17 protein-coding genes are annotated in these 19650 nt (G+C 71.9%); 6 read left to right on the top strand and 11 right to left on the bottom strand.

What is annotated here, in order from left to right; genetic code table 11:
* Positions 1-166 precede the first annotated feature (166 nt).
* A complete protein-coding gene (locus tag JK359_RS25675) occupies positions 167-1342 on the bottom strand; it encodes a glycerophosphodiester phosphodiesterase (protein ID WP_201840219.1) in 1176 nt (391 codons plus the stop codon).
* Positions 1343-1668: 326 nt separating this feature from the next.
* On the opposite strand from JK359_RS25675, the gene JK359_RS25670 reads away from it, so the two are divergent.
* Complete coding sequence (locus JK359_RS25670) at positions 1669-2358, top strand: lysophospholipid acyltransferase family protein (protein ID WP_201840216.1); 690 nt, start codon at positions 1669-1671, stop codon at positions 2356-2358.
* A 124-nt stretch (positions 2359-2482) separates the two neighbouring features.
* A complete protein-coding gene (locus JK359_RS25665) occupies positions 2483-4105 on the top strand; it encodes a multicopper oxidase family protein (RefSeq protein ID WP_201840214.1) in 1623 nt (540 codons plus the stop codon).
* A gap of 210 nt (positions 4106-4315) precedes the next feature.
* On the opposite strand, the gene JK359_RS25660 is transcribed toward JK359_RS25665, so the two are convergent.
* The 5 genes from JK359_RS25660 to JK359_RS25640 form a co-directional block, all read right to left on the bottom strand.
* On the bottom strand, positions 4316-5839 hold the full coding sequence (locus JK359_RS25660) for an MFS transporter (RefSeq protein ID WP_201840212.1): 1524 nt from the start codon (positions 5837-5839) through the stop codon (positions 4316-4318).
* 36 nt (positions 5840-5875) lie between these two features.
* Positions 5876-6424, bottom strand: a complete 549-nt coding sequence (locus tag JK359_RS25655) for a TetR/AcrR family transcriptional regulator (RefSeq protein ID WP_201840210.1) — start codon at positions 6422-6424, stop codon at positions 5876-5878.
* An 83-nt stretch (positions 6425-6507) separates the two neighbouring features.
* Positions 6508-7479 (bottom strand): aldo/keto reductase, encoded by a 972-nt coding sequence (locus JK359_RS25650; RefSeq protein WP_201840208.1) that lies wholly within the window; start codon positions 7477-7479, stop codon positions 6508-6510.
* A gap of 174 nt (positions 7480-7653) precedes the next feature.
* Positions 7654-9087, bottom strand: a complete 1434-nt coding sequence (argH, locus tag JK359_RS25645) for an argininosuccinate lyase (protein WP_201840206.1) — start codon at positions 9085-9087, stop codon at positions 7654-7656.
* A gap of 129 nt (positions 9088-9216) precedes the next feature.
* Positions 9217-10410, bottom strand: a complete 1194-nt coding sequence (locus tag JK359_RS25640) for an argininosuccinate synthase (protein WP_201840204.1) — start codon at positions 10408-10410, stop codon at positions 9217-9219.
* A 196-nt stretch (positions 10411-10606) separates the two neighbouring features.
* On the opposite strand from JK359_RS25640, the gene JK359_RS25635 reads away from it, so the two are divergent.
* The 4 genes from JK359_RS25635 to JK359_RS25620 all read left to right on the top strand — a co-directional run bounded on the left by JK359_RS25635 (position 10607) and on the right by JK359_RS25620 (position 14533).
* Positions 10607-11311, top strand: coding sequence for a L,D-transpeptidase family protein (locus JK359_RS25635; protein WP_201840202.1), 705 nt, complete (start codon positions 10607-10609; stop codon positions 11309-11311).
* 259 nt (positions 11312-11570) lie between these two features.
* The gene (locus JK359_RS25630) at positions 11571-12953 is read left to right on the top strand and encodes a ferredoxin reductase family protein (protein WP_201840200.1); all 1383 of its coding nucleotides are present in this window, start codon (positions 11571-11573) and stop codon (positions 12951-12953) included.
* A 16-nt stretch (positions 12954-12969) separates the two neighbouring features.
* The gene (locus JK359_RS25625; RefSeq protein ID WP_201840198.1) at positions 12970-13731 is read left to right on the top strand and encodes an FMN-binding protein; all 762 of its coding nucleotides are present in this window, start codon (positions 12970-12972) and stop codon (positions 13729-13731) included.
* Complete coding sequence (locus JK359_RS25620; RefSeq protein ID WP_307788279.1) at positions 13724-14533, top strand: FAD:protein FMN transferase; 810 nt, start codon at positions 13724-13726, stop codon at positions 14531-14533. Before JK359_RS25625 ends, JK359_RS25620 begins: the two co-directional genes overlap by 8 nt.
* Positions 14534-14808: 275 nt before the next feature.
* Here the strand turns inward: JK359_RS25620 and JK359_RS25615 are convergent, their stop codons facing one another.
* From JK359_RS25615 to argC, 5 genes are read right to left on the bottom strand one after another with little or no spacing between them, the layout of a single operon-like run.
* The gene (locus tag JK359_RS25615) at positions 14809-15354 is read right to left on the bottom strand and encodes an arginine repressor (protein WP_201840194.1); all 546 of its coding nucleotides are present in this window, start codon (positions 15352-15354) and stop codon (positions 14809-14811) included.
* Between the two features lie 7 nt (positions 15355-15361).
* Complete coding sequence (locus JK359_RS25610) at positions 15362-16558, bottom strand: acetylornithine transaminase (RefSeq protein WP_201840191.1); 1197 nt, start codon at positions 16556-16558, stop codon at positions 15362-15364.
* Positions 16555-17457, bottom strand: coding sequence for an acetylglutamate kinase (gene argB, locus JK359_RS25605; RefSeq protein ID WP_201840188.1), 903 nt, complete (start codon positions 17455-17457; stop codon positions 16555-16557). Before argB ends, JK359_RS25610 begins: the two co-directional genes overlap by 4 nt.
* The gene (gene argJ, locus JK359_RS25600) at positions 17454-18605 is read right to left on the bottom strand and encodes a bifunctional glutamate N-acetyltransferase/amino-acid acetyltransferase ArgJ (RefSeq protein ID WP_201840185.1); all 1152 of its coding nucleotides are present in this window, start codon (positions 18603-18605) and stop codon (positions 17454-17456) included. Before argJ ends, argB begins: the two co-directional genes overlap by 4 nt.
* On the bottom strand, positions 18602-19630 hold the full coding sequence (gene argC / locus JK359_RS25595) for an N-acetyl-gamma-glutamyl-phosphate reductase (RefSeq protein ID WP_201840182.1): 1029 nt from the start codon (positions 19628-19630) through the stop codon (positions 18602-18604). The genes argJ and argC overlap by 4 nt, the downstream gene beginning before the upstream one ends.
* Between the last annotated feature and the right edge of the window lie 20 nt (positions 19631-19650).

The raw sequence follows: 19650 nt of genomic DNA, 5'->3' as shown, positions 1-19650 counted from the left end.
CGCCCGGAACGGGTGCCGGAGGTTGCGGCGGTTGACGCGGCCGGTCCCTCGGCGGGCCGGCTCGGCCCTCGGGGAGGGGCCGCCCCGCCGGACGGCCGGTTCGGCCCTCCGGCAGGCGGGTTCGGCCCTCCGGCAGGCGGGCTCAGCCCTTCAGGAACAGTCGGGTTCAGCCCTTCAGGAAGTCGGCGCGGGCGAGCAGGCCGGTGTCGGCGTTGTCGGTGAAGACTCCGTCGATACCGGTGGCGAAGTACGTCTTGAACGCGCCGAAGACGTCACCGTAGGCGTCGGCCGCGCTGCCCTTGCGGTACTCGGCCGGCAGGAACGGGTTCTCGTTGCGCATGGTGTAGGGGTGCAGGACCAGGCCCACCCGGTGCGCGTCGGAGACCAGCGTGGTCGGCTCGGCCAGGGTGCCGTCGGCCTTCTTCGGGATGACCAGGTCCAGCGTCGGGCCGATGCCCTGGGCGTAGCCGGCGATCTCGCGCAGGCCCCTGGGCGTGACGAGGTCGGCGACCGTGCGCGGGTCGTTCGCCTCGACGAAGTCCCAGGGCCGGCTGTTCGCCGAGGAGAGCAGGACGACGAGCGGGTTGTCCACCAGCTGGTTCAGCTTCTGGATGCTGCTGGGCTCGAAGGACTGCAGGATGACCGGCGAGTTCCGGGTGTCCTTGCCGTACTTGCGCAGCAGCTTCGCCACCCGCTCCTCCAGGCCGAGGCCCAGCTTGCGGAAGTAGGTGGGGTGCTTGGTCTCGGGGTAGATCCAGACCTGCCGGCCGCGCTTGCGCGTCTGCTCGTCCTGCCATTGCAGGACCTCTTCGAAGGTGGGGATCTCCCAGCGGCCGTTGTAGAGCGTGTTGTGCGGCCGGTTGGCCGGGATGCGCTCGACGGCCCGCAGCGTCTTCAGTTCGGCGAGGGTGAAGTCCTCGGTGAACCAGCCGGTGGTGGAGACGCCGTCCAGGACCTTGGTCGTCCTGCGGTCGGCGAACTCGGGATGCGCGGCCACGTCCGTGGTGCCGCCGATCTCCGGTTCGTGACGGCAGACCAGATGCCCGTCCTTGGTGGGCACCAGGTCACCCGCCTCGACCACGTCGGCGCCCAGGTCCAGGGCCAGGTTGTAGGAGCCGAAGGTGTGCTCGGGGCGGTAGCCGCTGGCTCCCCGGTGGCCGATGATCGTCGGCACCGGCAGGCTCTTCAGCCCGCGGCCGCCGTGGCCGGCCGTCCGGGTCTCGGCGGCCCGGGCCGTGCCGGGCAGTCCGAGGACCGCTCCGCTCGCGCCGAGCACCGCGGCGCCGAGGAGCGCCCGCCGTCCCGTTCCCTGCGTCTGCCCGTTCGCCTGGTCGCCGTCCATGAGCGCCCTCCTGCCGCCTTCGTCCTTCGGTGCCGGCCGATCGTAGGGGCGGACACGTGTCCGAAGGGAGGCTTCGGTTCGAACGCGCGGGTGACACCGTATGACGGGTGGGAGGCGCGAGGTGACGGGCCGTCGGCGCCGGTGCGCGACTGCGGGCGATGTCCGTCACATCGTCGCAAGGAGGTTACAGGCCGTCTCCCGCACGCCACCGCAGGTAAACCCGCGTCAACACTTCGTAAGACCTCGGTGAACCGGGCGGCCCCGATGTGCGCGCGGCAGGGGGCCGCGAGTAATGTCCTCACCTGCACAGACTCATATCGCCCCCCTTGACATCGGAGGACCCGTTGTCCCGCTTCGCGCTCATCAAGGCAGTGCTCGGACCGATCATGCGCCTGATGTTCCGCCCACAGGTGGAGGGCGCGGAGCACATCCCGGGAGACGGTCCCGTCATTCTGGCCGGTAATCACCTCACGTTCATCGACTCGATCGTGCTGCCACTGGTCACCAAGCGGCAGGTGTTCTTCATCGGCAAGGACGAGTACGTCACCGGAAAGGGCGTCAAGGGCCGGCTGATGGCCTGGTTCTTCACGGGCGTCGGCATGATCCCGGTGGACCGGGACGGGGCCAGCGGCGGCGTCGCCGCGCTGATGACGGGGCGCCGGATCCTGGAGGAGGGCAAGGTCTTCGGCATCTACCCCGAGGGCACCCGCTCCCCCGACGGCCGGCTGTACCGGGGGCGCACCGGCATCGCACGGCTGACGCTGATGACCGGCGCGCCGGTGGTCCCGTTCGCCATGATCGGCACCGACAAGCTGCAGCCGGGTGGCCGGGGCATCCCGCGGCCCGGCCGGGTCACCGTCCGGTTCGGCGAGGCCATGGAGTTCTCCCGGTACGACGGCATGGACCGGGACCGGTACGTGCTGCGGGCCGTCACCGACTCCGTGATGACGGAGGTCATGCGGCTGTCCGGCCAGGAGTACGTGGACATGTACGCCACGAAGGCGAAGGCGGCCTAGAGCCATCCGGCGGACCGGCGCGGGGCCCGCGTCCGTCCGCCTGCCGGTGGAATCTGTCGCCGACACATCGGGCATTCGGCCCTATGAAGCGGCCATATGACCACATAACATGTCTGATTCAGACATGTACAAACCTTCTCGGCGCACTCTGCTCCGCACCCCGATCGCCGCCGCCGGCGCGGGATTCCTGGCAGCCTGCACCAGCTCCGCCTCCCAGCCGGGATCCGGCCCCCAACATGCGACCGGTGCGGACAAGTTCGTCCCCGCCGGACCCAAGGGGTACGTCAACCCGTCAGATCCGGAGGTTCTCGCAGCCGAGCGGAAACGCGGGGCCGGCCGCGTACGCACCTTCAGTTTCACCTCGGCCGAGTCCAAGCTGGACCTGGGCGGGCTGTCGGTCCGGACGTGGGCGTACAACGAGGAGGTGCCGGGGCCCCTGGTGCGGGTCACCGCCGGTGAGGTGCTCGATCTGACGCTGGCCAACCGGCTGCCCGCCACGACCACGCTGCACTCCCACGGGGTGCGCCTGCGCTGCGACATGGACGGCGTGCCGGATCTGACCCAGGAGGCCATCCAACCCGGTTCCGACTTCCGCTACCGCTTCACCGTCAAGCACCCCGGAACCTACCTGCTCCACTCCCACGTGGGGATGCAGCCCGACCGGGCCCTGTACGCCCCGCTCATCGTCGACGATCCCAGGGAGCCCCTCTCCTACGACGCGGAGTGGCTCGTCATCCTGGACGACTGGCTCGACGGTGTGGAGGGCTCCACGCCCGAGGGGGTGCTGAGCCAGCTCACGCCGGGTGGTTCGGCCGGACACATGGCCATGGGGCCCGGCCACCCCGGCTCCGGCCCCAGCCGGTCGGCGAGCGCGCACGCACACTCGTCCAAGAAGTCCACGGGTGGCCCGAACCGGGTGCTGCACGACTCCCACAGCCGCATGCTCCACGGCGAGGGCGGGAGCGTCGCCTATCCCCACTACCTGGTCAACGGACGCCTGCCGGGCAATCCGTCGGTGTTCCGCTGCCGGCCCGGCGACCGGGTGCGGCTGCGCATCATCAACGCCGGTTCCGAGACCGCCTTCCGGGTGGCGCTGGGCGGCCACGAGATGACCGTCACGCACACCGACGGCTATCCGGTGAAGCACAAGAGGACGGACGCCCTGCTGGTCGGCATGGCGGAGCGCTACGACGTCCTGGTCACCGCCCGGGACGGCGTCTTTCCGCTGGTCGCCCTCGCCGAGGGCAAGAAGGGCCAGGCCCTCGCCGTCCTGCGCACCGACAAGGGCAAGGGCCTGCCCCCGACGGATGTCCGCCCGGACGAACTCGACGGGAACACCGTCCCGGCGCGCCGCCTGCTGCCCCACGACTCGGTGGCCCTTCCCGAGCGTGACCCCGACCGCGAGCTGCGCATCAGGATCACCGGCAGCATGGAGAAGTTCGACTGGGGGTTCGACCACAAGCTCTACGACGCCAAGGAGCGCCACCCGGTCCGCGCCGGTGAACGGGTGCGGCTCACCCTCATCAACGCCACGAGCATGTGGCATCCGATGCACCTGCACGGCCACACGTTCTCGGTCGTGGGCCTGGACTCGGTGGGCGCGCGCAAGGACACCGCGCTCGTGCTGCCGCACCGGAAGCTGGTGATCGACTTCGACGCCGACAATCCGGGGCTGTGGATGCTGCACTGCCACAACCAGTACCACTCGGAGAGCGGGATGATGACGGTGCTCGGCTACAAGAAGTGATCCCCGGGTGGTCCGCTCCGCGGCGGGTGCGCGAGCGGGCACCGGGCGCCGTGGCTCCCCGGCCCGCGCGGGTGTCGCCGCACGGGGAGCACGGTCCGGCGCGCGCACGGAATCGCCTCGGTCGGCGCTCGCCGGCTTCCGGGCCACCTCAGCCGGCGGTCGCCGGCTCCCGGGGCAGCGCAGTCGGCGCTCGCCGGCTCCCGGGTCACCTCAGCCGGCAGTCTCCAGTTTCTGGCCCTTCAGCAGGAACCACGCCACGGCCGCGGCGGCCAGCAGGACGGCGGCTCCGGCCCCCGCGGCCAGGTGCAGGCCGTGGACGAAGGCGTCACGGGCCGCGTGAAGCAGCGCCTCCGCCTGGTGCGAGGGCATGCTCGCCGAGGCCTCGACGGCCGCGCCCAGGGACTCGTGGGCGCCGGCCGGTGTGCCGGCCGGCCCCGAGAAGTCGCGGTAGACGCCGGTCACGATCGAGCCCAGCAGGGCGATGCCCAGGGCCGCGCCGAGTTCGTACGCCGTCTCGGAGACCGCCGAGGCGGCGCCCGCCTGGTCCCTGGGGACGCTGGAGAGGATGACGTCGGCGGTCACCGTGAAGGAGAAGCCGGCGCCGACACCCACGACCAGCAGGGCTGCGCCGAGCATCGGGTAGCCGCTGGACCGGCCGACCGTCGTCAGGACGGCCAGGGCGACTCCGACCGCGGCCAGGCCGCCCGCGACCACCGTGCGGACCGAGAAGCGCCGGGCCGCGCGTCCGGCGACCAGACCGGCCGCCACCGCGCCGACGGCGGCGGGCAGTTCGGCGAGGCCCGCCTCGAACGGGCGCCTGTCCTGGACCAGTTGCAGGAACTGGGAGAGGAAGAACACCAGACCGGACATGCCGAGGACGGTCAGCAGGTCGGCGAGGACCGCGCCGCTGAAGCCACGGCGCCGGAACAGGCGCATGTCCAGCAGCGGGACGGGCATGGTGAGCTGGCGGCGGACGAACCCGTGGAGGGCGGCCGCGCCCAGCAGGCCGGTGCCGAGGGTCGTCCAGGTGAAGCCGTGGGTGGCGGCCTCCTTGACCGCGTACACGAGGGCGATCATGCCGACGAGCGACAGGACCACGCTGACCAGGTCCCAGGGGCCCGGGTGGGGGTTGCGGGACTCGGGCAGGGTGCGGATGCCGACCAGCACCAGGACGGCCATCACCGGCAGGTTGATGAGGAAGACCGAGCCCCACCAGAAGTGCTCCAGCAGGAATCCGCCGGTGATCGGGCCGACGGCCGTGCCGGCCGATGCGGTGGCGCCCCAGATGCCGACGGCGAGGCTGCGTTCGCGCGGGTCGTGGAAGATGTTGCGGATCAGGGCGAGGGTGGCGGGCATCAGGGTCGCGCCCGCGACGCCGAGCAGCGCCCGGGCCAGGATCATCAGTTCGGGGGTCGTCGCATACGCGTTGAGGACGGACAGCGCGCCGAACGCCGTGGCGCCGACCAGCAGGATCCGCTTGCGGCCGATGCGGTCGCCGAGGCTGCCCATGGAGACCAGCAGACCGGCGATGACGAAGGAGTAGACGTCACCGATCCACAGGAGCTGGGTGCCGGAGGGGTCGAGGTCTTCGGTGATGTAGGGGGTCGCGAGGCCGAGGACGGTGGCGTCGACGGCCACCAGCAGCACGGCCAGGACGAGCACGGACAGCGCCAGCCAGCGGCCGGGGCGCTTCACCGCCTCGGTCGCGGGGGCCGGCTGCAGGGTGCTGGTCATGATTCCTCTCTTCTGTGCGCGCGGTGCGTCGTGCGCTCACGCGTCGGTACGTCGTGCGCCGCCGAGCAGCAGCTCTGCGATCATGTGGGTGAAGTCCTTGGCGGCCACGCGGCCGTCGCTCACGGCCCAGGCGCCGGAGGCCAGCAGGCCGTACAGCGCCTCGGTGAGCCAGGCGGGGCTGAGGTCGATCCGGAACTCGCCGGCCTCCTGGCCGCGCCGGAACAGGGCCGTGAGCCGTTCGTCGATGCGGGCCCAGCCCTGGTTCTGCTCCTCGCCCTCGAAGAGCTGGTTCTCGGTGTAGAGGAAGGCGAGGAGTCCGGCGGAGGGTTCGAACGCGCGGATCAGCCGGCGCACGGCCTCGCTCGCGGGTCCGTCCTCCGGGCGGGCCGCGTCCAGTGCCGCTTCGCACTCCGCGATGCCGAGCGACTCCAGTGCGCGCACGAGGGCGTCGCGGCCGGCGAAGTGGCGGTGCAGCGTCGCCCGGCTGATCCCCGCGGCCTTGGCGACCTCGTCCATGGTCGCGGTGGATTTGCGGGTCAGCAGGGCGGCTGCGCTGCGCAGCACCTGGTCACGATCGAGGGCCATGAGACAAGAGTAGCCCATGTGAGACATTTTTGTCTCACAATAGGCATGCGTGACTCATCGCCGCTGGTCAGAGCGGGTGCTCGTCAGTGCCAGGGCAGCCGGCCGCGCTGCTCCCAGTAGGTGTGCGGGTCCTCGCGCAGCGTGGCGAGCCGGGTCAGCTGGTCCACGTCGAGGTCGACGGCGGGGGCGTGCAGATTGGACAGGAGCTGGGGGACCGTCGCCGCGCCGGAGAGGACGACGCCGGCCCAGGGCTGCCGCAGGATCCACGCGAGGGCGACGGCGTCGCAGCCGAGGGAGGTCTCCTCGGCCACCGCCTTCAGCATGTCCGGGGCGTACGGTGCGGCGAGCCGGCCGTTGGCCATGCCCTCCTTGACGATCACGGTGAGCCCGGCGTCGTGCGCCTCGGCGAGCGCGGGCCCGGCCGAGGTCTCCAGGGCGTTGTACGTCGACTGGACGGTACGGAAGAGGGGTTCGCCGTCGACGGTCACGGCGAGCGCGGCGCGGATCGCGTCGGCCTGGGCGGGACCGCTGGTGGAGAATCCGACGGTGAGCCCCTGGGCGGCGGCCTCCGCCAGCCTGGCGTGCAGGTCCTTGTCGGTGAGGGCCGGGCTGTCCGGGGTCACCGAGTGGATCTGGTAGAGGTCGAGCCGGTCCCCGAGCAGGGCGTCGGTCTCGGCGCGCTGCCGCTCGTACGTCGCCGCGCTGTGGTCCTTGACCTCGTGCCGCTCGGCCTCGGTGGACCAGCCGGCGGTGTACGTGTAGCCCCACTTGCTGCCGACGACCACGTCGTCGACGTCGGGGCGGGCGTTGAGCCAGTCGGCGAGGAACTCCTCGGAGCGGCCGTAGGAGCGGGCGACGTCGAAGTAGCGGACGCCCTGGGCGTAGGCGGCGTCGAGGAGTTCGTGCGAGCGCTCGCGCAGGGCGTCGACGCTGCGGTTGTCCCCGAGGTCCTCGTCCCGGCCGAGGTTGATGTAACCGGGGCGGCCGACCGCGGCCAGGCCGAGACCGATGTGGCAGGTCGGCGTGGTTGCTGTCGCGAGGCGGGTGAAGGGCATCGCGGGCTCCGTTTCGGGTCGGCTCCGGTACGGCTTGCGACCAACGTAACCTGCGATGCTCTTCGAGTCCGCCCGACGGCCCGGGTGTTCGGTGCGCCGGCGGGTGCGGGTGCTTCGTGGTTGCTCGCGCGGTTCCCCGCGCCCCCTGCGGGGCGCGGGCCGCCGGGCGCGGGATCAGCTCTGCTTCTTCGCGTCCGCCCATGCGTGCTGCCGCGCCACGTCCGCCCTGACCTCCGCCAGCTGTACGGCGACAGCGCTCGGTGCCGTACCGCCGCGGCCGTCGCGGGAGGCCAGGGCGCCGGGGACGCTGAGGACCGTACGGACCTCGGGGGTGAGGTGGGCGGAGATCTTCGCGAACTGTTCGTCCGTGAGGTCGTCCAGCTCCTTGCCCTCGGCCTCGGCGACCTTGACGCACTCGCCGGCGACCTCGTGCGCCACGCGGAACGGCACGCCCTGCTTGACCAGCCACTCGGCGATGTCGGTGGCGAGCGAGAAGCCGGCCGGGGCCAGTTCCTCCATGCGCTCGCGGTGCACGGTGAGCGTCGCCGTCATGCCGGTGAAGGCGGGGAGCAGGACCTCCAGCTGGTCGATGGAGTCGAACACCGGCTCCTTGTCCTCCTGGAGGTCGCGGTTGTAGGCGAGCGGGAGGGCCTTGAGCGTGGCCATCAGCCCGGTGAGGTTGCCGATGAGACGGCCGCTCTTGCCGCGCGCCAGCTCCGCGATGTCCGGGTTCTTCTTCTGCGGCATGATCGACGAGCCGGTGGAGAAGGCGTCGTGCAGGGTCACGAAGGAGAACTCCTTCGTGTTCCAGATGATGATCTCCTCGGCGATCCGGGAGAGGTTCACGCCGATCATCGCGGTGATGAAGGCGAACTCCGCGACGAAGTCGCGCGAGGCCGTGCCGTCGATGGAGTTGCCGACGCTGCCGTGCTCGAAGCCAAGGTCACGGGCGACCGCCTCCGGGTCCAGGCCGAGGGAGGAGCCCGCGAGGGCACCGGAGCCGTACGGCGAGACGGCCGTCCGCTCGTCCCACTGCCGCAGCCGCTCGGCGTCCCGGGACAGGGACTGCACATGGGCGAGCACGTGGTGGGCGAAGAGCACCGGCTGGGCGTGCTGGAGGTGGGTGCGGCCGGGCATGGCCACGTCCGGATGGGCCTCGGCGAGGCCGACCAGCGCGTCCTGGAGGTCGGCGATCAGACCGCCGATGATCCGGGCGTGGTCGCGCAGGTACATCCGGAAGAGGGTGGCGACCTGATCGTTGCGGGACCGGCCGGCGCGGAGCTTGCCGCCGAGGTCGGGGCCGAGGCGCTCCAGCAGTCCGCGCTCGAGGGCGGTGTGCACGTCCTCGTCGGCGATGGTGCCGACGAAGGCGCCGGAGGCGACGTCCGCCTCCAGCCGGTCGAGCCCGGCGATCATGCGGTGCAGCTCGTCCTCGGTGAGGAGACCCGCCGTGTGCAGCACGCGTGCGTGGGCACGCGAGCCGGCGATGTCGTAGGGCGCGAGCCGCCAGTCGAAGTGGACGGAGGCGGACAGCTTCGCCAGGGCCTCGGCCGGACCGTCGGCGAAACGGCCGCCCCAGAGCCGTACGTCACCGCTGTTGCTGCTCACTTGCGTTGCTCCTCGAAGCCGTCGATGTACAAGCTCTTGATGTGCCACCGCCTCCCCACCCTTCCAGGCGGGGAGGCGGCTGTCAGGCCGGTGCGTGTGAGGTGGACCCGCGCGGGTGACCGCTGGGGGTTACGCCAGGTCCCGCTTGGCCGCGATCTTCGACGACAGGCTGTAGATGTCGATGAAGCCCTTGGCCGCGGCCTGGTCGAAGGTGTCGCCGGTGTCGTAGGTGGCCAGGTTGAAGTCGTACAGGGACGACTCCGAGCGCCGGCCGGTGACGACCGCGCGGCCGCCGTGCAGGGTCATCCGGACGTCGCCGGTGACGTGCTGGTTGGCCTCGTCGATGAATCCGTCCAGGGCGCGCTTGAGCGGGGAGAACCACTGACCGTCGTAGACCAGCTCGCCCCAGCGCTGCTCGACCTGCCGCTTGTAGCGGGCCAGTTCGCGCTCGACGGTGACGTTCTCCAGCTCCTGGTGGGCCGTGATGAGCGCGATCGCGCCGGGGGCCTCGTAGACCTCGCGGGACTTGATGCCGACGAGGCGGTCCTCGACCATGTCGATCCGGCCGATCCCCTGGGCGCCGGCGCGCTCGTTGAGCTGCTGGATGGCCTGGAGCACGGTGACGGGCTTGCCGTCGATCGCGACCGGGGCGCCCTCCTTGAAGGAGATGACGACCTCGTCGGCCTCACGCGGCAGGGCCGGGTTGGAGGTGTACTCGTAGATGTCCTCGATCGGGGCGTTCCAGATGTCCTCCAGGAAGCCCGTCTCGACCGCGCGCCCGAAGACGTTCTGGTCGATGGAGTACGGGGACTTCTTGGTGGTGGCGATCGGGAGCTGCTTGGCCTCGCAGAAGGCGATCGCCTTGTCCCGGGTCATCGCGTAGTCGCGGACCGGGGCGATGCACTTCAGGTCGGGGGCGAGCGCGACGATGCCGGCCTCGAAGCGGACCTGGTCGTTGCCCTTGCCGGTGCAGCCGTGGGCGACCGTGGTGGCGCCGTGCTTCTTGGCGGCGGCGACGAGGTGCTTGACGATCGTCGGCCGGGAGAGGGCGGAGACCAGGGGGTAGCGGTCCATGTACAGGGCGTTGGCCTTGATCGCCGGCAGGCAGTACTCGTCGGCGAACTCGTCCCTGGCGTCGGCGACCTCGGCCTCCACCGCACCGCACGCGAGGGCGCGCTTGCGGATGACGTCCAGGTCCTCGCCGCCCTGGCCGACGTCGACCGCAACGGCGATGACCTCGGCGCCCGTCTCCTCGGCGATCCAGCCGATGGCGACGGAGGTGTCCAGACCGCCTGAATAGGCGAGTACGACGCGCTCGGTCACGGGTTTCTCCTCACAGTGCATTCGCTGACATGCATGAGTATGCAGGGCTCTGCATGATTCGTCAATCACCGCTTCGAGTGACACGACGAGGCCGCCCGCACGCCCGCCGGGTGAGTGCGGCACGGAGCACATCGCGACCAGCCTGGACGGACCACCCGGGCTGCCGTCGCCGCTGCCGCCGTCTAGCGTCTGAGCCATGCGCACCGGTGTGGTCCTCGCCCTCGTCTCCGCCTCCTGCCTCGCCCTGCTCGGCACCGCGCCCGGCCGCGAGCCGGAGCCGCTGCCCGCGCGGATGGCGGACACCGGCGGCGGCAGCCAGCTGATCGTCGCCGAAGCCCCGGACACCGCGGCCACGGAGGGCACGGTCAGCTGGTGGGACCTGCGGGACGGGCGGTGGACCCGGGCCGGTTCCGCGCCGGCCCGGTTCGGGTCCCGCGGGCTGGTCGAGGGCAGCGGACGCACGCAGGGCACGAACACCACGCCGACCGGGCTGTACGGGCTCCCCTTCGCCTTCGGGCTCAAGGCGGCACCGGAGGGGACGACGGTCGAGTACCGGGCCGTCAAGGACAGTTCCTGGTGGTGCCAGGACAACGACTCGGCCGCGTACAACCGGTGGGTCGATCCGCTGCCGGCCGACTGCCGTGCGGCCGAGTCCGAGCATCTGGCCGGCTACGCGACGCAGTACGCGTACGGACTCGTCATCGCGTTCAACTACGACCGGCCGGTGCGCGGCCGGGGCGCCGGGATCTTCCTGCACGTCAACGGGCTCGGGGCGACGGCGGGGTGCGTGTCCGTGCCGGAGGACGCGATGCAGCGGATCCTGCGGTGGGCGGAACCCGGGAAGAAGCCGCACATCGCGATCGGGACGACGGACGGGGCGACAGCGGTCACACGGTACTGACTCCGGCCCCGCCGCGGCCCCGCCCCTCGCGGCACGGCCGGCCGGCACGGTGTCCCCGGCGGCGGGCACGGGCGCCGGTCGCCGCGGTCCGCCGCCGCGGTCGGCTGCCGGTCTCCGCGGTCCGCCGCCGCGGTCGGCTGCCGGTCGCCGCGGTCCGCCGCCGGTCGCCGCCGTCCGCTGCCGGCTCGGGGGGCCGCTGAACACTCGGCGCGTGCGGCGCGTATCTGTGGGCCAAGGGTCAAGTCCCCACGGAGGAACCGTGACCACCACGCTCGCAGGCGGACGTGCCGCCCGCCGACAGACGATGCGCCGCATCCGCCCGCGCCGTTCCCCGGCCGTCCCGCTGCTGCTCGCCGTCTGGGCGGGCGCGGCGGCCGTGCTGTGGCTCTGGTGGCACAACACGCCGTCCATCGCGGACGACACCAGCCGGATCCTCAACGCGGGCCGGATCACCGGCCTGCTGGCCGGCTATCTGATGGCCCTGGTCGTGCTGCAGATGGCCCGCGTCCCGGCACTGGAACGGCGGGTCGGCTCGGACCGGGTGGCCCGCTGGCACGCGATGAGCGGCCGGTACACGCTCTGCCTGATCGTCGCGCACGTCTTCCTCACCATGTGGGGGTACGCGCGCCAGGCGGGCAAGTCGCTCGGCGACATCGTCCAGCAGACGCTGGACTCCGTCGACCAACTGCCGGACATGGGCAAGGCCGCCATCGGCACGGGACTGTTCGTGCTGATCGGGCTGACGTCTATCGGCGGGATCCGCCGTCTGCTGCCGTACGACACCTGGTACCACGTCCACCTGCTGACCTACGCGGCGGTGTTCCTGACGTTCTGGCACCAGATCACCACCGGCAACGACTTCGCGGTCGAGCCCGCGGCGAAGACCTTCTGGTACGCGCTGTACGGCGCGGTCACCGCGCTGGTGCTCTGGTACCGGATCCTCACCCCGGTCCGGCTGAACCTCCGTCACCGGATGCGGGTCGAGGCGGTCATCGAGGAGACGCCGGGCATCGTCTCGGTGCTGATCGGCGGGCGGCGGCTGCACCGGATGGGCGCGGAGGCCGGCCAGTTCTTCCGCTGGCGGTTCCTCGCCCCCGGCATGCGCTTCAGCTCCCACCCGTACTCCCTCTCGGCCGCTCCGCGCCCCGACATGCTGCGGATCACGGTGAAGGCGATCGGCGACCACAGCGCCCGGCTGCGGGAGCTGACGCCCGGTACGAAGGTGTGGGCGGAGGGCCCCTACGGCGCGCTGACCGCCCAGCGCCGCAGCAAGGGCAAGGTGCTGCTGGTCGCGGGCGGTGTCGGTATCACCCCGATGCGGGCGCTGTTCGAGACGCTGCCCGGGGCGGCCGGGGACATCACCCTCCTGTACCGGGCCAACACCACCAACGACCTGGCGCTCTGGGACGAACTGGCGGCGATCGCCAAGGAGCGGGGTGCCCGGCTGATGTACGCGGTGAACAGCCCGGAGGGCGAGCGGCCCGACATCTCCGCGGAGAACCTCCAGCGCAAGATCCCGGACATCGAGACGCACGACGTCTTCATGTGCGGCCCGCCCGGGTTCGCGCAGTCGGTGTTCGAGGCACTGCGCGGCGCGGGTGTGCCCGCCCGCCGTATCCACCACGAGTCGTTCGAGATGTGAGCGGAGCTGCGAAGCGATGAGGAAGAGCCACCCCGTTCGGCGGGTCGTGCTGGCCACCGCGGCGACCGTGTCCGGTGTCGTGCTGCTGCTGTCGCTGAAGCCGGCGTCGGACCCGGCCGCCGCGTCGACGGCGGGCGCGGCGCCGCAGCAGACGGCGGGGGCGCAGGACTCGCCGCAGGGCGGTGCACAGGCCCCGGCCGGCTCCGGCACGGTGACCGGTGACGCGGCGCAGACGCAGTACGGTGCCGTGCAGGTGCGGCTGACCGTCAGCGGCGGGAAGATCACCAAGGCGGAGGCCGTCCAGGCACCCAAGGGCGGCGTCAGCGACCAGAAGACCCAGCTCGCCGTACCCAAGCTCAACCAGGAAGCGGTGACGGCCCAGAACGCCGACATCGACACCGTCTCCGGAGCCACCTACACCAGCGAGGGCTACAAGAAGTCCCTGCAGTCGGCACTGGACAAGGTGAAGCCGGCGTCCTCGGGTTCGTCGTCCGGCGCGGCGCAGGCCCGCACGGTCACCGGGAAGGCGACGCAGACCCAGTACGGGCCGGTCCAGGTCCGGATCACGGTCAGCGGCGGGAAGATCACCAAGGCGGAGGCCGTCCAGGCACCCAAGGGCGGCGTCAGCGACCAGAAGACCCAGCTCGCCGTACCCAAGCTCAACCAGGAAGCGGTGACGGCCCAGAACGCCGACATCGACACCGTCTCCGGAGCCACCTACACCAGCGAGGGCTACAAGAAGTCCCTGCAGTCGGCACTGGACCAGGCCGGTGGCTGACACGGTGACCGAGGCCGAGCCGGCGCGGACGCCCGCCGCGGTGCGTCACGCGGAAGAGGTCATGGGGACCGTGTTCTCCTTCGACGTCCGGGGCGGGGAACCGGCCGCGGTACGCGAGGCACTCGCCCGGGCCGTGTCGGGGCTGCACCGGGCGGACGCCGTCTTCAGCACCTACCGCGAGGACAGCGAGGTGTCCCGGCTGGCCCGGGGGGAGCTGAGCGTGGCCGGGTGCGCTCCGGAGACGGCCGAGGTGCTGGAGCTGGCCGCCGAGGCGGAGCGGGTGAGCGAGGGCTGGTTCAGCACGCGCTACCGGGGCTCGCTGGATCCCACCGGCATCGTCAAGGGCTGGGCGGCCGAGCGGGCGGCGCGGCTGCTGGCGCGGGTCGACGGGGTGTCCGGGGTCAGCGTCAACGGGGGCGGCGACGTCCAGATGCTCGGGGCGCCTGAGCCGCAGCGGCCCTGGCGGGTGGGCGTCGCCGATCCGCTCCGGCCGGGCGGGCTGGCGGCGGTGATCTCGGCGGCCGGCGTGGCGGAGCTGGCGGTGGCGACGTCCGGTACGGCGGAGCGCGGTGCGCACATCGTGGATCCGCGCACCGGTCGGCCCGCGGTGACCGACCTGGTGGCGGTCACGGTCGTGGCGCCCCGGCTGACCTGGGCGGACTGCTGGGCCACGGCGGCGTTCGCGATGGGGTCGCGGGCCGGCCTGGCGTGGCTGGACGCCCTGCCGGACGTGGAGGCCCTGCTGATCACGGCGGGCGACGAGGTGCGCTGCACCGGAGGCCTCGCGGCCCGCCTGGGCTGATCCCCGGACAGCACCGTCCGCCCCGCCCCGGCGCAGCGCGGCGACCGGGGCCGCCTCCCGGCGGACGCCGCCGTCCCGCACCGGCTCCCGGTGCCGAATGCACCGGGCGGCTCGGGGGTGGACGTAGCCGACCTGGGGATGCACCTAGCCGACTGGGGATGCACCAGGCCGGCTCGAGGGTGCACCGAGCCGGGTCCGGCGTCGGCGGCGGGTGGGCTCAGGGGCGGCGCGGGCGGGCCGCGCGGTGGGTCGGTGGCCGTCAGCCGGCCGGCGGGTCAGTGGCCGTTCTGGGCGAGTCGCAGCAGGTGGTCCGCCAGGGCCTGACCACCGGTCGGCTGCCGGCTGATCAGCAGGAGCGTGTCGTCACCGGCGATGGTGCCCAGGATGTCGTGCAGCTCGGCCTGGTCGATGGCCGAGGCCAGGAACTGGGCCGCGCCCGGCGGGGTGCGCAGGACCACCAGGTTGGCCGAGGCCTCCGCGGAGATCAGCAGCTCCTGCGAGAGGCGCCGCATCCGCTCCTCCTTCGCCGATTCCCCCAGCGGCGCGCGGGGCGTGCGGAAACCGCCCTCGCTCGGCACCGCGTAGATCAGGTCGCCGTCGGTGTTGCGGATCTTCACCGCGTTCAGCTCGTCGAGGTCCCGCGACAGCGTCGCCTGGGTGACGTTCAGCCCGTCGTCGGCGAGCAGCTTCGCCAGCTGGCTCTGTGACCGCACCGGCTGCCGGTTGAGGATGTCCACGATCCGGCGGTGCCGTGCGGTGCGGGTCTGCGGCACGGCGGGCCCGGCGCCCGCCGCCTGCTCGTGGTCCTGCGCCTGGCTCATCGTCGTCTCATTCCCCGGATCGTCCGTCCCCGTTCGCTGCGTCGAGGATGCCGGGCAGCGCCTGGATCAGCGCTCCCGCCTCGTCGTCGCGGAGGTTCAACGGCGGCATGAGCCGTACGACGTCGGGGGCGGGCGCGTTCACCAGGAACCCGGCTTCCTGGGCCGCCTGCTGCACCTGCGGCGCGAGCGGCCCGGTGAGCACGATACCCAGGAGCAGGCCCGCGCCCCGGACATAGCCGATCGACGGGTGGTTCAGGCCCTCGATTCCCTCCCGCAACCTCTCGCTCTGCCGCTTGACGTTCTCCAGCAGGCCTTCCTCGGCGATGGTGTCGAGCACGGCGAGGCCGGCGGCGCAGGCGACGGGGTTGCCGCCGAAGGTCGTGCCGTGGTGACCCGGCTGGAACAGTTCGGCGGCCCGGCCGAAGGCCACGGTCGCGCCGAGCGGCAGGCCGCCGCCGAGCTGCTTGGCGAGGGTGACGACATCGGGGAGCACGCCCTCGTGGGCCTGGTACTCGAACCAGGTGCCGGTCCGGCCGATGCCGGTCTGCACCTCGTCCAGGACCAGCAGCGCGCCGGTGGCGGCGGTGATCGCGCGGGCCGCCTTGAGGTAGCCGGCCGGCGGTACGACGACGCCGTTCTCGCCCTGGACCGGCTCGATGATCACCAGGGCCGTCTTCTCGGTGACCGCGGCGGCCAGCGCCTGGGCGTCGCCGTAGGGGACGTGGGTGACATCGCCGGGCAGCGGCCGGAAGGGGTCCTGCTTGGCGGGCTGGCCGGTGAGCGCGAGGGCGCCCGTCGTCCGGCCGTGGAACCCGCCGTCGGTGGCGACCATGTGGGTGCGCCCGGTGAGCCGGCCGATCTTGAAGGCGGCCTCGTTGGCCTCGGCGCCGGAGTTGCAGAAGAAGACCCGCCCCTCCCGGCCGAAGAGCGTCAGGAGCCGTTCGGCGAGGGCGACGGTGGGTTCGGCCAGGAAGAAGTTGGAGATGTGCCCGAGGGAGGCGATCTGCGTGCTGACGGCCGCCACGACGGCGGGGTGGGCGTGGCCGAGCGCGTTGGTGGCGATGCCGCCGACGAAGTCGAGGTACTCGCGGCCTTCGGCGTCCCACACCTTCAGGCCCTCGCCGCGGACGAGGGGCAGACGGGGGGTGCCGTAGTTGTGCATGAGCGCGCCCTGCCACCGCGCGGTCAGTTCCTGGTTGCTCACGACTCCCCCTGGTGCTCGTCGGGCACGACCATCGTGCCGATGCCCTCGTCGGTGAAGATCTCCAGCAGGATCGAGTGCTGGACCCGGCCGTCGATGACACGGGCGGTCCGCACGCCGTTGCGCACGGCGTGCAGGCAGCCCTCCATCTTCGGCACCATGCCGGCGGACAGCTCCGGCAGGAGTTTCTCCAGCTGGGCCGCGGTGAGGCGGCTGATCACCTCGTCGGAGTTCGGCCAGTCCTCGTAGAGGCCCTCGACGTCGGTGAGGACCATGAGGGTCTCGGCGCCCAGTGCCGCAGCGAGTGCCGCAGCCGCCGTATCAGCATTGACGTTGTAGACATGTCCGTCGTCCTCGGAGCGGGCGATCGAGGAGACGACCGGGATGCGGCCGTCGGCGAGCAGCGCCTCGATGGCACCGGTGTCGATGGCGGTGATCTCGCCGACCCGCCCGATGTCGACCGGCTCGCCGTCGATCTCGGGGGTGTGCCGGGTGGCGGAGATGGTGTGCGCGTCCTCACCGGTGAGGCCGACGGCGAGGGGGCCGTGCTGGTTGAGCAGGCCGACCAGCTCGCGCTGTACCTGCCCGGCGAGCACCATCCGCACGACGTCCATGGCGTCCTCGGTGGTGACGCGCAGACCCGCCTTGAACTCGCTGACGATGCCGTGCCTGTCTAGGGCGGCGCTGATCTGCGGGCCGCCGCCGTGCACGACGACCGGCTTGAGGCCGGCGTGCCGCAGGAAGACGACGTCCTGGGCGAAGGCGGCCTTCAGGTCCTCGTTCACCATGGCGTTGCCGCCGAACTTGATGACGACGGTCTTGCCGTGGTGCCGGGTCAGCCAGGGCAGCGCCTCGATCAGGATCTGGGCTTTGGGCAGGGCGGTGTGCTTGCGAGTGCTCATGACGAGTAGGCGCTGTTCTCGTGGACGTAGTCGGCGGTCAGGTCGTTGGTCCAGATGGTCGCGGTCTCGGTGCCGGCGGCGAGGTCGGCGACGATGTGGACCTCGCGGTAGCGCATGTCGACCAGCTCGCGGTCCTCGCCGACACCGCCGTTCTCGCAGACCCAGACGCCGTTGATGGCGACGTTGAGCTGGTCGGGCTCGAATGCGGCCTTCGTGGTGCCGATGGCGGACAGGACGCGGCCCCAGTTGGGGTCCTCGCCGTGGATCGCGCACTTGAGGAGGTTGTTGCGGGCGATGGAGCGGCCCACCTCGACGGCGTCCTCCTCGCTCGCCGCGTTGACCACCTCGACCTTGATGTCCTTGCTCGCGCCCTCGGCGTCCCGGATGAGCTGCTGTCCGAGGTCGTCGCAGACGGCGCGCACGGCCTCGGCGAACTCCTCGTACTCCGGGGTGATGCCGGAGGAGCCGGAGGCGAGCAGCAGCACGGTGTCGTTGGTGGACATGCAGCCGTCGGAGTCGACCCGGTCGAAGGTGACCTTGGTGGCGGCGCGCAGGGCCTTGTCCAGTTCCTCGTCGCCGAGGTCGGCGTCGGTGGTCAGGACGACGAGCATGGTGGCGAGGCCGGGGGCCAGCATGCCCGCGCCCTTGGCCATGCCGCCGACCGTCCAGCCTCCCCGGCTCACGACGGACGTCTTGTGCACCGTGTCGGTGGTCTTGATGGCGATGGCCGCCTTCTCGCCGCCGTGCTCGGACAGCCCGGCGGCGGCCTTCTCGACACCGGCCAGGAGCTTGTCCATGGGCAGCAGGACGCCGATGAGACCGGTGGAGCACACGGCCACCTCGATGGCGCCCCGGCCGAGCACCTCGGCGGCCTTCTCGGCGGTGGCGTGCGTGTCCTGGAAGCCCTTGGGGCCGGTGCAGGCGTTGGCACCGCCGGAGTTGAGGACGACGGCCGAGACCTGGCCGCCCTTGAGGACCTGCTCGGACCAGAGCACCGGCGCCGCCTTCACACGGTTGGAGGTGAAGACGCCCGCGGCGGCACGGCGGGGCCCGTTGTTGACCACGAGGGCGAGGTCGGGGTTGCCGTTCTCCTTGATCCCGGCGGCGATCCCCGCCGCCGTGAACCCTTTGGCTGCCGTGACGCTCACGGTGCGACTCCGATCGTGGAAAGTCCCGTGGTCTCGTCGAGACCCAGGGCGATGTTCATGCTCTGGACGGCACCGCCCGCGGTGCCCTTGGTCAGGTTGTCGATGGCGCTGATCGCGATGATGCGGCCCACGGCGGCGTCGTACGCGACCTGCACCTGAACGGCGTTGGAACCGTAGACGGACGCCGTCGCCGGCCACTGTCCCCCGGGCAGCAGACGGACGAAGGGTTCGTCGGCGTAGGCCTTCTCGTAGGCGGCGCGGACGGACTCGGCGGTGACCCCCGCGACGGCGGACGCGCTGCACGTGGCCAGGATGCCGCGGGGCATCGGGGCGAGGGTCGGCGTGAAGGAGACGGAGATCCGCTGCCCCGCCACCGCGCTGAGGTTCTGGATCATCTCGGGGGTGTGCCGGTGGCCGCCGCCGACGCCGTACGGCGACATGGAGCCCATGACCTCGCTGCCCAGCAGGTGGGGCTTGGGCGCCTTGCCCGCGCCGGAGGTGCCGGACGCGGCGACGATCACCGCCTCGGGCCCGGCGAGCCCCGCCGCGTAGGCCGGGAACAGGGCGAGGGAGACCGCGGTCGGGTAGCAACCGGGCACCGCGATGCGCTTGGACCCCTCCAGCGCGGCGCGGGCGCCCGGAAGTTCGGGGAGGCCGTAGGGCCAGGTGCCGGCGTGTGCGGAGCCGTAGAACGTCTCCCAGTCGGCCGCCTCCCGCAGCCGGAAGTCGGCGCCCATGTCGACCACGAGGACGTCCGGGCCGAGCTGCTCGGCGACGGCGGCGGACTGGCCGTGCGGCAGCGCCAGGAAGACCACGTCGTGCCCGGCGAGCGCCTCGGGTGTGGTCTCGGCGAGGACGCGGTCGGCCAGCGGCAGCAGGTGCGGCTGCAGCGCGCCGAGCCGCTGGCCGGCGTTGGAGTGTCCGGTCAGGGCGCCGATCTCGACCTCGGGGTGCGCGAGGAGCAGACGCAGAAGCTCTCCGCCCGCGTATCCGCTCGCTCCGGCCACCGCCGCACGTACTGCCATGTCCATCCTCCTCTGGATGG

The sequence above is a fragment of the Streptomyces actinomycinicus genome (assembly GCF_016741775.1).
GTDB classification, from domain to species: Bacteria; Actinomycetota; Actinomycetes; order Streptomycetales; family Streptomycetaceae; genus Streptomyces; species Streptomyces actinomycinicus.
The sequence above is the reverse complement of the archived record's forward strand: the minus strand, read 5'-3'. Positions and strand labels throughout refer to the sequence as shown.